General features: G+C 64.7%; 11 protein-coding genes. 8 read left to right on the forward strand and 3 right to left on the reverse strand.

The features are described 5' to 3' along the window. The first annotated feature begins 2 nt into the window (after window positions 1-2). Window positions 3-674, forward strand: a complete 672-nt coding sequence (locus ALC15_RS04930) for a class I SAM-dependent methyltransferase (RefSeq protein WP_050626306.1) — start codon at window positions 3-5, stop codon at window positions 672-674. Between the two features lie 21 nt (window positions 675-695). Here ALC15_RS04930 and ALC15_RS04935 read toward each other — a convergent pair whose 3' ends face one another. From ALC15_RS04935 to ALC15_RS04945, 3 genes are all read right to left on the reverse strand, one after another. Further along, entirely contained in the window at window positions 696-1,406 is a 711-nt protein-coding gene (locus tag ALC15_RS04935; protein WP_050626307.1) for a class I SAM-dependent methyltransferase, read from the reverse strand. A 16-nt stretch (window positions 1,407-1,422) separates the two neighbouring features. Then, window positions 1,423-2,733, reverse strand: coding sequence for a nucleotide sugar dehydrogenase (locus tag ALC15_RS04940; RefSeq protein WP_050626308.1), 1,311 nt, complete (start codon window positions 2,731-2,733; stop codon window positions 1,423-1,425). A 79-nt stretch (window positions 2,734-2,812) separates the two neighbouring features. Beyond that, window positions 2,813-4,126 carry a glycosyltransferase family 4 protein gene (locus ALC15_RS04945; protein WP_050626309.1) on the reverse strand — a complete coding sequence of 438 codons (1,314 nt, stop codon included), beginning with the start codon at window positions 4,124-4,126 and terminating at the stop codon, window positions 2,813-2,815. A gap of 117 nt (window positions 4,127-4,243) precedes the next feature. On the opposite strand from ALC15_RS04945, the gene ALC15_RS04950 reads away from it, so the two are divergent. The 7 genes from ALC15_RS04950 to ALC15_RS45900 all read left to right on the forward strand — a co-directional run. Then, on the forward strand, window positions 4,244-5,488 hold the full coding sequence (locus ALC15_RS04950; RefSeq protein WP_244485927.1) for a glycosyl hydrolase: 1,245 nt from the start codon (window positions 4,244-4,246) through the stop codon (window positions 5,486-5,488). Between the two features lie 110 nt (window positions 5,489-5,598). Further along, complete coding sequence (locus ALC15_RS04955) at window positions 5,599-7,785, forward strand: bi-domain-containing oxidoreductase (RefSeq protein ID WP_050626311.1); 2,187 nt, start codon at window positions 5,599-5,601, stop codon at window positions 7,783-7,785. Further along, window positions 7,782-9,692: a heparinase II/III family protein gene (locus ALC15_RS04960; RefSeq protein ID WP_244485928.1), complete on the forward strand. Its 1,911-nt coding sequence runs from the start codon at window positions 7,782-7,784 to the stop codon at window positions 9,690-9,692. Before ALC15_RS04955 ends, ALC15_RS04960 begins: the two co-directional genes overlap by 4 nt. Before the next feature lie 76 nt (window positions 9,693-9,768). Next, on the forward strand, window positions 9,769-10,356 hold the full coding sequence (locus ALC15_RS45885; RefSeq protein WP_244485929.1) for a glycosyltransferase: 588 nt from the start codon (window positions 9,769-9,771) through the stop codon (window positions 10,354-10,356). An 11-nt stretch (window positions 10,357-10,367) separates the two neighbouring features. Next, on the forward strand, window positions 10,368-10,922 hold the full coding sequence (locus ALC15_RS45890) for a glycosyltransferase (RefSeq protein WP_244485930.1): 555 nt from the start codon (window positions 10,368-10,370) through the stop codon (window positions 10,920-10,922). Window positions 10,923-11,592: 670 nt separating this feature from the next. Continuing rightward, window positions 11,593-12,039 carry a hypothetical protein gene (locus tag ALC15_RS45895; protein WP_050626312.1) on the forward strand — a complete coding sequence of 149 codons (447 nt, stop codon included), beginning with the start codon at window positions 11,593-11,595 and terminating at the stop codon, window positions 12,037-12,039. Beyond that, window positions 11,982-12,335: calcium-binding protein (locus ALC15_RS45900; protein ID WP_283806237.1), on the forward strand; the 354-nt coding region annotated here is incomplete at its 3' end. The genes ALC15_RS45895 and ALC15_RS45900, both read left to right, overlap by 58 nt.

Raw genomic sequence — 12,335 nt, forward strand, 5'->3', positions numbered from 1 at the left:
CAGTGCTGGGCGCAATCCAGGCGCGATTTTCCAGTGCGGCACGCCAGCGGCGCGGCGAGTTCCTCGTCCGCACCGTGAATGTCCCGCTCAACGCGAAGATCCTCGATCTCGGCGGCGGCACTGGCCGGCACCTCCGCGCGATCCTGCCGTTTCATACCGACATCACGGTCTGCGACATCTCGGCCGACGATCTGAAGACGGCACGCGAACGCTTCGGCTTCAAGACCGTGCTGCTGCAGGAGACCGAGCGCCTGCCGTTCGACGATCACGCGTTCGACTTCTGTTTCTGCTCGTCGGTAATCGAACATGTCACGGGTCCGAAGCGGGACGTCGTGACGATCGCGAGCGACACGGACTTTCTGAATATCGCGCGCGAGCACCAGAATCGCTTTGCGGGCGAGATCTCGCGGGTCGCAAAGTCCTTCTACGTGCAAACGCCGTACCGCTACTTCCCGATCGAGAGCCATACCTGGCTGCCCGGAATCATCGTGCTGTTGCCGAGGCGGCAGCAGATCTCGCTGATCGAACTGTTCAACCGCTTCTGGTTCAAGAGGACCTCGCCCGATTGGCATCTGTTCGACTGGCGCGAGATGACGGAAACGTTTCCGGATGCCAGGATCTATCGTGAACGATATCTCGGCATGACCAAGTCGCTGATGGCGATCAAGGCTTGAGGCGGACGTCTGCCCGGCGCGTCAGTCGTCGCGGCGGGCCAGAATATTGATCAGCGTGCCGATTGTCGCTCGGCGATCCAGCGCCGGCGGCAGCGGAGAGCCGGCAAAGCCGGTAGCCAGCATCATGAGACCGTGTCGCCGCAGCAAGTCTTGCATGGCGGCCGGCGAAGCCTCGAATTTGGAAAAGGCGAGGTAGCGGAACAGCGGTCGCGAAGACACGCGCGACGAGGCGGCGTGCGCGAGCCGGTAGCTCCGGCGCAGCAGTGACCCGCGATTGGGGATCGAGACCAGCAGCCGTCCGCCGGGCCTGAGCACGCGATGGATCTGGGCGAGGCACTGCGCCACGTCGGGGACATATTCCAGCACGCTCGCGCAGAGCACGCCGTCGAACGAACGATCGGCAAACGGCAGGCTCGCGATGGTCGGGATCTGCCGGAACGTCAGCCGTTCGGCCAGCAGGCCGTCGACCGGGCGATCGCGTGCTGCCGCAATCATTTCATGCGAGGCGTCGACGCCGGTGACGGTGCAGCCGCGCGCGGCGAGCAGGCGGGAGAGCGTTCCGGTGCCGCAACCTGCATCCAGCCAGCGCTGGCCAACAAGGTCCGCGTCTCCGAGCAGACCGAACATCGCAGCGGTGCGCGCCTTGAAGGTGCGGCTCCGATGCAGCGTCTCCCACTCCGACGAAATCTCGTCGTGAAAACGGATTTCGGGTCGGTCGCGGGTCTCGGCCATGGTGGCATGGTGATCCCTACCAATGGAAGCCGCTCACTCTGGCGCTGACTTCATCGGGCAGTCCGATGTCCGACAGTTCGAGCACGGTCTGGTCGGGGCGGCTTGCCTTCAGTGCCGCGACGAAGCGCGGATCTGAGGTCGTCAGCACGATGATGTCGGCCCATTCGATCGTCTCCGCCACATCATCATGCAGCAGGCCGACCAGGTCCGGGTTGCGCATCAGGAAGTCCCGGTTGGCGCCGATCAGCTGCGACAGCCGCACATTGGGGTCGTAGATCCGGATCTCGCGTTGCTCGCCGCGCAGGCTCTTGACCAGTTCGACAAACGGGCTGTCGCGCACATCGTCGGTGCCGGCCTTGAAGCTGATCCCGAGGAAAGCGATGCGGCGGCCGTCATGCGACAGGATCCAGTCGGCGCCGCGCGACATGATCATGTCATTGCTCGGCAGGATGCTTTCGAGCACCGGCGTCGACAGCCCGCGGCTGTGCGCCAGATGCTTCAACGCCTTGACGTCCTTGGGCAGGCAGGAGCCGCCGAAGGCAAAACCAGGCCGTAAGTAAGCCGGCGAGATGTTGAGCCTTGTGTCCTGCATGAAGATGTTCATGACGTCGCGGCCGTCGATACCCAGCGTCTTCGCGATCGTGCCGATCTCGTTGGCGAAGCTGACCTTCAGCGCATGCCAGCTGTTGTCGACATATTTGACGAGCTCAGCGGTCTCGACCGGCGGCGTTATCTTGGCGCCCGGCAGATCCTTGTAGAGCGCCATGACGCGGTCGGCGGTCTCCTGGTTGAAGGCGCCGACCACGGTCTTCGACGGCGCATTGAAATCCGCAATCGCCGAGCCTTCGCGCAGGAATTCGGGATTGAAGGCGAGATCGAAATCCCGCCCGATCTTGTTGCCGGAGGCTTCCTCGATCAGCGGCCCGACGGTGCCGCGGGTGGTGCCGGGCAGCACGGTCGAGCGGATCGTCACGGTGTGCGGCGCGTTCTTGGCGCGCAAACCGCGGCCGATCTCGATCGCGACCTGTCGGATCGCCGTCAGGTCGAGGTTGCCATTGCCGGACGAGGGCGTGCCGACGCAGACCATCGAGATGTCGCTGTTGACGATCGCCTCGGTGGCGTCGGTGGTCGCTATCAATTGACCGGTTGCAACGGCGCGCGCCACTTTATCCGAGATGCCCGGCTCGATCACCGGCGATCGGCCTTCGCGGATCAGATCGACCTTCGCCACGCTCTTGTCGACGCCGATGATCTGGTGGCCGAGCTCGGTGAAGCAGGCGGCGCAGACCGTTCCGACATAGCCGAGGCCGAAAATGCTGACGTTCATGCTTCGACCTTCAACAATTCGGCGGCGTGCGCGCGGCCGCGGCCACGGCGTGCTTGGCGGGAGTAAGGCGGCAGGGCGTTCAACGCGATGCCCGCCCGGCGGCTGCATTGGCGTTGACGGCGCCAGAGGCCTGTGAAGTCGGCCGCTCGCTGCTCGCGTTCGGGCGAGGTGCGCGGCTCTGCCTGGGGGCCTTCCTGGCGAACAGAGCCTCATAGGCCGCGAGCAGCTTCGGCTCCTCATGCGTCCAGGACAACGCCCGCTCGACGCGGCTGCGGCCAAATGCGCCCATCGAGTCGCGCAGCGAGGGGTCATCGATCAGCGTGACGATCTTGCCGGCGAAATCCTGCGGGTCGTTCTTCGCGGCATAGAGCGAGGCGTCGAGCGCCGAGCGACGGCCTTCGCGGACGTCGAACTGAACGATCGGCCGTGCGAGCGCCATATACTCCATGATCTTGTTCATGGTGGAGATGTCGTTCATCGGCGTGACGCGATCCGGATTGACGCAGACGTCGGCGGTCGAGAGCATCGTGAACAACGCGTCATCGGCGATGGCGCCGGTGAAGTTCACGTAGTCGGAGAGCCGCATCTCCTCGCAGAGCTTGACGACCGCATTCCACTCCGGCCCGGTGCCGGCGATGTTGAACTGGATGTCGGTGCGTCCGAGGTCGTGCACGATATGGCCGATCGACTGCAGCAGCAGATCGATGCCTTCGGACTGGCCGATGACGCCGACATAGCCGACGCTGTAGCGCCGGCCGCGGCGCCAGGCCGGATCGGCCGGACGGGAGCGCACGCGGTCGAGATTGGGCCCGGAGCGCACCACGAAGACGCGATTGGCCGGCATCCGGCCGCGCGTGATCGCGATCTCGCGATAGGATTCGTTGGTCGCGATCGAGATGCTTGCGGTCTTGAAGGTGAGATATTCGACCAGCCGCAGCAGGTGCCAGAAAAAGTCCCTGCGGCCGAATTTCGCTTCATAGAGCTCGGGATTGACGTCGTGATGATCGAACACGAAGCGCTTGCCGCCGAGCTTGAACAACAGGCCGATCAGGAAGATCAGGTCCGGCGGATTGCAGCCCTGGATCACGTCGAAGCCGTGCTTCCACGCAACCTTGATCGCGAGCAGCATCTCCCAGAACAGTGCGACCGGGTATTCGATGAGATAGGCGGCGATTCCGCGCGCCTCCACCGGCATCGGATGGCGGTAGATGTGAATGCCCTCGAGGCATTCATAAGCTTCGTCATGACCGCGCCCCTTCGGGCAGATCACCGAAACTTCATAGCCTGCCCTGCGCAGCGACGTTGCCTCGCACCACACCCTGCGATCGAAAGGAACCGGAAGGTTCTCGACGATGATCAGGATCCGCCGCGGTGATGGTTCAGCTCTCGACATCTGCGGTGATCTATACCATTGACCTAACAACATCACAATCCGACTAACATCGGCATTAACATGCGCGGCTTGCACTTAGCAATCCCGGCACCGATGTGACGGCGACGAGACAACGACATGGCAGGCAAGGCGACGGTGAGGGATTGGGGTCAAAGGGCGTTGATTGCACTGGTTTTGAGCACGCTGCTGCCGCTGGCCCACAAATGGCCGCTGCAATGGAGTGGCGCGGCGTCAAACGATGCGCTCACTGTGAGCCGCGTGAATGCGGTGATCCCGCCGTCACTTTTCGGCATGACGATCAACGCGATCGGGCAGTCGCAACCCTGGCCCGAGCTGAAATTCGACGGCGTCCGACTGTGGGGCGCGATCTACTGGGCGCAGATCAATCCTGCGCCCGGCATCTTCAATTGGGCGCGCTTCGACGCCATTCTTGCGGCGGCGGAGCGCGAGCATGTCGAGATCGTGCTCAATCTTGCCTACACGCCGCGATGGGCCGCCTCGGTGAAAGACGCGCCGCCGGCGTTCGCGCCCGGTGCAAGTTCGCCGCCTGCCGACCTCGCATCATGGGATGAATGGGTGCGCGCTGCCGTCACGCGTGCCGCCGGCCGCATCAAATACTGGGAAATCTGGAACGAGCCCGAGGATCCCAAATACTACTCGGGCGATATCGCGACCATGGTCCAGATGCAGAAGCGGGCCTATGAGATCATCAAGGCCAGCGATCCCGGCCTGACCGTGCTGACGCCGCCGTCCAATGGCACGCCTGATGGGTATCGCTGGCAAAAGGCCTTCATGGCGCAAGGCGGCGGGCAATATGCCGACGTGTTCGCTTTCCATGGCTACACCAGCGAACCTGAAGCCGTGCTCGGAATCATCGCGCGGTTCAGGCAGATTCTCGCCGCGCACGATCTTGCCGCACGGCCGATCTGGGACACCGAGGCCGGCTGGTCGTCCTATGAGGACAATCCGGACGGGTGCCTAGTGCGTGCCTACATCCTGAAATGGATCAGCGGCGTCGACCGGTTCTATTGGTATGAGTTCGCCGGCGGCGGCAGCGACTTTGGAAAATTATGGGACCCGGCGCGCGGGCTGCTTCCGAGCGGAGTGGCATACCGCACGATCCAGTCATGGTTGGTCGGCGCGAGCGTCGTGAGCGCAGCCAGGACGTCGCCGTCGACCTGGCGCGTCGAGCTTCGCATGCCGGATGGCCGCAACGGCTTGATCCTCTGGACCACCAAGGGGCGGTCCGTTCAGCGGGTCGACCCGCGTTTCAGCCGTTTCCAGGGCCTCGACGGTGGCGAAGGGTCCGTCGCCAATGGCGAGGTCGAAATCTCGCCTAAACCGGTTCTGCTGCTCGAATGATAAGAATGTTAACGCGCAGGCGATGAGATAACTTTGATGACGCTCCCGGCTTCATTGCGGGCCGCAGGCGCGATACAAGGGCTCTGTTAACTTGAGGCGATTGACCGACTGTGAAGCAGATCGCGCAGAACTATAAGAGCGGTGAACTCAAGCTGATCGACGTGCCGGCGCCGCGCTGCCGCCCCGGCGGGGTCCTGGTTCGTACGGCGTTCTCGGCAGTCTCGACCGGCACCGAGATGATGAAGTTCACTGAAGGCCGCCTGTCGCTGCTCGGCAAGGCGCGCGCGCGACCCGATCAGGCGGCCAAGGTGATGCGCTCGGTCCGCCAGCAGGGACTGGTTGCGACCTATCAGAAGGTGATGAACCGCCTCGATTCCTACACGCCGCTCGGTTATTCGCTGTCGGGTACCGTCGTGGAGGTCGGCGAGGGCGTCGGCGGCTTCTCGGTCGGGCAGCGGGTGTGCTGCGGCGGCAATCAATATGCAACCCATGCTGAATACAATTGGGTGCCGGTGAACCTCTGCGTGCCGGTTCCGGACAGCGCTGCGCTCGACCAGGCCGCCTTCGCCACGATCGCCTCGATTGCACTGCAGGCGATGCGCCAGTCCGAAATCCGTTTCGGCGAGACCGCCTGCGTGATCGGCCTCGGCCTGATCGGCCAGATCATGGTGCGCCTGCTGCGCAGCGCCGGTGTCGTGGTCACAGGGCTCGACCGGCTGGAGGTGCGCTGTCGTCAGTCGGAGGCGGCGGGCGCTGCGGTCTGCGCGGTCGCATCGGACGATACCGCGGCCGAGTTTCGTGCGCGGATCGACCAGCTGACCGCGGGAAACGGCGTCGATTGCGTGTTCATCACGGCAGGCAGCGACGATCCGGATCTCGCCTCGCGTTCGGCAGCACTGCTGCGCGACCGTGGCCGCATCGTCGATATCGGCAAATGCACGCTGAACCTGCCGTGGAACGAGTTCTACGACAAGGAGCTCGACGTTCGCTTCTCGCGCTCCTACGGCCCCGGCCGCTACGATCCGCTCTACGAGGAGGGCGGCATCGATTATCCGATCGGCCATGTGCGCTGGACCGAGAAGCGCAACATGGAGGCGATCGTCGCGCTGCTTGCCGACGGGCGGCTCGACTTCTCCTCGCTGATTTCCGAAGTGGTGCCGCTGGAGCAGGCGACCTCGGCGTTCGAGCGCATGAGCCGGGGCGAGGTCGGACTTGGCATGGTGTTCGCTTATCCGGACGCTGCCCCGCGCGCGATGCAGATGAGCTATCGTCCGGCCGTTGCCCTGCGCAGCGGCCGGGTGCGGCTCGGTGTCATCGGCGCGGGCAATTATGCCTCCAGCATGTTGTTGCCGCAGCTTGCGAACAACGCGCGCGTCGATCTCGTCGAGGTCGTGACCAATACCGGTCTCAGCGGCGCCACCGCGGTGCGCAAGTTCGGCTTCGCGCGCGCCTCGACGGATGCGGCCTCGCTGCTCGCGGCGGACGACATCGACGTCGTGCTGATCGCGACGCGTCACGCGTCCCATGCCGACCTCGCGGCGCAAGCGTTGCGCGCCGGCAAGGCGGTGTTCGTCGAAAAGCCGCTGGCGATCGACACCGGCTCGCTCGATCACCTGGAGCAGGTAATCCGGGAGACCGGCAACAACAGGCTGATGGTGGGCTTCAATCGCCGGTTCTCGCCGCTGCTATTGGGCATGCGCGCGGCGTTCGCGCCCGCCGGGCCGCAGACGCTGCAATATCGCGTCATCGCCGGCCCGCTGGAGAAGTCATCCTGGTATCTGCAGGCCGAGACCGAAGGCAGTCGCTTCGTCGGCGAGGGCGGCCATTTCATCGACGTGTTGTCATGGTGGCTCGGCGCCTTGCCGGTGCGCGTTGCGGCGAGTGCCGCGGGCAGGGATGTCGACAATCTCGTCGCCACTTTCGATTTTGCCGACGGGTCGGTCGCGAGCCTCAGCTATCTCACCGGCGGCGATCCGCGGGTGCCGAAGGAAGCGCTCGAAATATCGGCGAGCACAGGCTTTGCCGCTTTCGACAATTTCTCCGGCTTCGAGGTCTGGCAGGCCGGACAGCGTACGGCGAAGACAGCGCGGCTCGACAAGGGGCAGCGGCCGATGCTGGATGCCTTCATTGGGGCCATCGCATCAGGGGCCGCGATGCCGATCGCGCTGGAATCGCTGCTCGCGACCACCCGCGCGACGCTCGCGGTGCAGGAGAGCGCGGCTGCCGGGATGCCGGTCGATCTGACGATCAGCGCGACAGGGCAGGGTGTCGCGCGTGCCTCGATTGCGTCGAGATGAATCCGGCCTGGTATCTGCGCCGCCTGCAGCGCATGGAGCCGTCCGAGCTTGCCGGACGGGTGAACGATCAGGTGCTGCGCCTGCTCTGGCGCATCACGCCGCCCGATATCGCGCGACACGCCAGCGCAAGGCTCGCTCCTCGCCCGCGGCAGCCGCGGCTGAAGCCGTTGCCGTCGCCGGCGTGCGCACCGCGACAAGCCGCCGAGCGGCTGCTCCAGAGCGCGGAGCGGATTCTCGCCGGCCAGTGGCGGATCTTTGCCAGGAATCATGGAGCGCTCGGCGAACGGCCCGACTGGTTCGTCGATGTCCGCAGCGGCAAGCGGGCGCCCGCGGACATGTATGCGTTTGCAGTTCCCTATCGCGACGAAGCTGCGGTCGGAAACATCAAATACATCTGGGAGGCGTCGCGTCACCACCATCTCACGGTGCTGGCCGCCGCGTATTACCTGACCTCGGACGAGCGCTTTGCCAGGCGCGTGGCCGAGCATCTGGTGAGCTGGTGGCGTGAAAATCCGTTTCCCCGCGGCCCGCACTGGATCAGCGGTATCGAGCTTGGCGTGCGGCTGATCTCGTGGACCTGGGTGCGCCAGCTGTTGCAGAACTGGCCCGGCGCCCCAGCGTTGTTCGAGGACAACGACCTGTTCGTGACGCAGCTCTACGCACATCAATACTGGTTGTCGCAGTTCCCGAGCCGCGGCTCTTCCGCCAACAACCACGTCATCGCAGAGGCTGCCGGGCAGTTCGTGGCGGCCTGTGTGTTTCCGCTGTTCCGCGACAGCGCGCGATGGCGCGAGCAATCCGCCGGCACGCTGACACACGAAGCCGTTGCGCAAACCCTCGCCTGCGGCAGCAACGGCGAGCTCGCGAGCGATTATCACGGCTTTGTCCTCGAACTCCTGCTTGCCGCGGCGGTGCAGGGCGAGTCGTCGGGACATCCGCTTGGCGATGCGGTCTGGACCACGATGTGCCGCATGAGCGACGTCATCGCCGCGATGCTGGACGATCGCGCGCATCCGCCGCGTCAGGGCGACGGTGACGACGGCATCGGCCTGTTGCTCGACGATCACGCCGGCAATCGCTGGCTCGGTCTGCTCGGCAGCGGCGCGCGCCTGTTCGGCGATCTGCCATGGTGGCCCGGATTGCCGGAGGGCGATCTGCGCACGTTCCTTCTGACCGACGGCGTCAAGGCGCGTGCGATCGCGGCGCGGCCTGCGCGCCGCCCGCATTTGCTTGATGCGGCGGGACAGACGTTTCTCGTCGATCAAGACAATGCGGTGTGGTGCCGCTGCGATCACGGCCCGCATGGCTTCGGCCGCATTGCGGCGCATGCCCATGCGGATGCGCTGTCGCTCGAATGCAGGATCGGCGGGGTCGAGATCCTCGCCGACCCCGGCACCTATTGCTACCACGGCGATCCGCGATGGCGTGCCTATTTCCGCTCCACACTGGCGCACAACACGCTCTGCCTGTTCGCGCGCGATCAGTCGGTGTCCGGTGGGCCGTTCCTCTGGACGCGGCATGCGCGGGGCCGGCTGATCGCAGCAAGCGGCCTGGACGATGCTGATGCGGACGCAGGCTGGGCCGCGGAGCATTCGGGATACCATGACGAAGCCGGTCTCGTGCATCGCCGCTCGGTGCAATTGCAGCGTCGGGCGGCGCGGCTCGTCGTCACGGATATTGTGCTTGCCGACGAAGGGCTCGCGGTGCCGGCGAGCCTCAGCTGGCATCTCGGTCCCGAGGTCGAATGCAAGCTCGAGGGCCGCACGGCGCAGCTTGCGTGGCCGGGCGCCGCGGCGAGCTCGAGCTGCCGACGGCGCTCGACTGGATATCGTATCGCGGCGACGAGGCCACGCCGGCCGGCTGGTATTCGCCGTCCTTCGATCTCAAGGTGCCGGCGACCACGCTGATCGGCTCCGGTACGCTCGCGACCGGCCAGGATCTGGTGACTGAGCTGCGCTGGTTTCCCGATCCGGTGCGTCGGTCATGAAGATCCTGGTTGCGCACAACGAGTATCAGGGACGCGGCGGCGAGGACGTCGTGTTCGATGCGGAAGTGGACCTGTTGCGCGGCGCAGGACACAGCGTTGAAACGCTTACGGTCAGCAACGAGGCGATCAACTCGCTCGCCGCGCGGATCGCGACGACGCTGTCGATCGCCGACAATGCGCGGGGAAAACAGGTCATGGCGAAGGCAATCGACCGCTTCCGCCCCGACGTCGTGCACGTTCACAATTTTTTCCCGCTGCTCTCGCCCGCCGTGTTCGACGTCTGCCGGCAAAAGCGCGTGCCCGCGGTGGTGACGCTGCACAATTATCGCGCCATCTGCACCGGCGGCATGCTGCTGCGCGACGGGCGCATCTGCCACAAGTGCCTGGACCGCGGCCATCTCTGGGGCGTTGCCCATCGCTGCTACCGCGGATCGATTCCGGGCTCGCTGGCCTCGGCCTACATGATCGCGCAGCACCGGCGCCGCGGCACCTGGACACGTCCCGGCCTGCGTCTGATTGCGCTGACGCAGTTTGCCCGCACCCTGTTCGTGCAGGCGGGCTTCGACGCAGGCCGATCGACGTGAAGCCGAACTTCATGGCCGATCCGGGGGCGCCTGATCCAGCCATGCCGCGCGCCGGGCTGCTCTATGTCGGACGGCTGAGCCGCGAGAAGGGCGTCGGCGTGCTGCTCGACGCCGTTGCGGGGAGCGGCGTGCCGTTGCGGATCGTGGGCGAGGGGCCGGAACGCGCTGCGCTCGCGGCGCGGGCGACCGGCAATGTCACCTTCCTTGGTGCGCGTTCGCGCGCGGAGGTGCTTGGGGAGATGGCCAATGCCCGGGCATTGGTCGTGCCGTCGCTATGGTACGAAGGATTTCCCATGGTCGTGGTCGAGGCCTTCGCACGGGGCACGCCGGTGATCGCGTCCGAGATCGGCGGGCTGGCCGAGGCGGTGAGCGCCGGCAAGACCGGAGCGCTGGCGCCGCCGGGCGACGCCGTCGCGCTGAGAAACCGGATTTCCGACCTGCTGGGCACGCCTGATTGCGCGACGGCGTGGGGACAGGCCGCACGGGCCGCCTATCTCGCGCGCTACGCGCCGGATGAGAATCTCCGGCTGCTTGAGGCCGTCTACGCGCGTGCTGCCGCGGGATGATCGATGCAGGCGGTTTGTTCCGCCTCGATCGGGCGCCGCCTTGCCGGTTTCCCCGTACCCATCCCTAACGGATTGCGGCAAATCTGATGTTAATCTGTTATATCAGGCGCCTTGTCCGACGCCACCGGCTCCGACCGGGCGGTCGGGTGACCTCGATTCTGCGATCGATTCCCCGGTTTTGGCGTGCCTGGAGCTCACGGATTGCAACCACAGCCAGCCATAACACTGATCGGGCTGACGGCCGGTTGTGAAGTTTGACGCTTTTTTGGAAAAACTCTCACGCGGCGCAGAAATATTTTTTCAGAGCAGAAAATCGCGTCAAAGCACACGCAGCAGCAGCGAAATTCCGGGCTTTTGCGCGGTCTCGCGGGGCAATGAAACCCCGTATAATCACTACCCTTTTTTGCGTCGCGGCTAACATTCGGGATTTGCCTGCGCTGAATGTTAGCGCACGTGAGAAATGGCGCTAAGTCTCACATAAATCACGTGGAACCAGGCGTTAATGGCGCATTGCTGATTGACACTCTCGCATTGCGGACTTAACAATGGACTTAACAAGTTCGTAACGTGTGTCCACATTTGAGCTGCGTCGCAACAATCGAGTTGTGAATCAACAGCTTAGGTGTGGGCCAGCGGCTTGATCCTCGTATCCCAAGCAGGGGCTACATCGATGGCGACTTACAATCTCGACCAGACTGACCTGAAACATGCGATCAACTCCACGATCGATCACGCGACCCAGCAACAGATCTTCAACTATCTGATCAACTCGGGCATCGGCTACACCAACCCGGATGACGGAACGGCGGTCCCGGTGCAGGTGGGTGCGGGCATCTCCAACCCGGATCCATCTGCCAATGTTCTTATCGAAACCAACGCCAATAACACCGTCAACACTGACGCCAACCTGAAGGCCATCATTGAGGCCACCAACAGCGACGTGACGCTGTCGGTCAACGGCAGCACCCCGGTGCTCGTCGCGACCGGCAACGGCAACGATCAGATCTTCATCAACAACACCGGTGATACGACGGTTCTCGCCGCGCCGGCAATGACACGATCTTCGGTGGCGCGGGTCACGACTCGCTCAGCGGGGGCTCCGGCAACGACGTGCTGATCGACAATGCCTCCGGCCACAGCACGCTGGATGGCGGCTCCGGCAACGATCTGCTGGTCGGCACCGGCTCCGACACGCTGCTCGGCGGCTCCGGCAACGACACGCTTTACGGCGGTACCTCGTCTGATCTGGAGGGCGGTCGCGGCAACGACGTGCTGGTTGGCGGTACGGGCAACAACCTGCTCACTGGCGGTACCGGCAACGACGCGCTCTACTCGAACTCGGATGCCTCGCACGGCTCGAGGCTCGACGGCGGTGCAGGCAACGACTCGCTGTATGGCGGTGCGGGTGCGGAC

The organism is Bradyrhizobium viridifuturi, assembly GCF_001238275.1.
Lineage (GTDB): Bacteria > Pseudomonadota > Alphaproteobacteria > Rhizobiales > Xanthobacteraceae > Bradyrhizobium > Bradyrhizobium viridifuturi.

Excerpts from the sequence above, each read along its gene's own strand:
- ALC15_RS04935 (WP_050626307.1), bottom strand. The coding sequence starts at position 1,406 with ATGGCCGAGACCCGCGACCGACCCGAAATCCGTTTTCACGACGAGATT.
- ALC15_RS04940 (WP_050626308.1), bottom strand. The coding sequence starts at position 2,733 with ATGAACGTCAGCATTTTCGGCCTCGGCTATGTCGGAACGGTCTGCGCC.
- ALC15_RS04945 (WP_050626309.1), bottom strand. The coding sequence starts at position 4,126 with ATGTCGAGAGCTGAACCATCACCGCGGCGGATCCTGATCATCGTCGAG.
- ALC15_RS04950 (WP_244485927.1), top strand. The coding sequence starts at position 4,244 with ATGGCAGGCAAGGCGACGGTGAGGGATTGGGGTCAAAGGGCGTTGATT.
- ALC15_RS04960 (WP_244485928.1), top strand. The coding sequence starts at position 7,782 with ATGAATCCGGCCTGGTATCTGCGCCGCCTGCAGCGCATGGAGCCGTCC.
- ALC15_RS45885 (WP_244485929.1), top strand. The coding sequence starts at position 9,769 with ATGAAGATCCTGGTTGCGCACAACGAGTATCAGGGACGCGGCGGCGAG.
- ALC15_RS45890 (WP_244485930.1), top strand. The coding sequence starts at position 10,368 with ATGGCCGATCCGGGGGCGCCTGATCCAGCCATGCCGCGCGCCGGGCTG.
- ALC15_RS45895 (WP_050626312.1), top strand. The coding sequence starts at position 11,593 with ATGGCGACTTACAATCTCGACCAGACTGACCTGAAACATGCGATCAAC.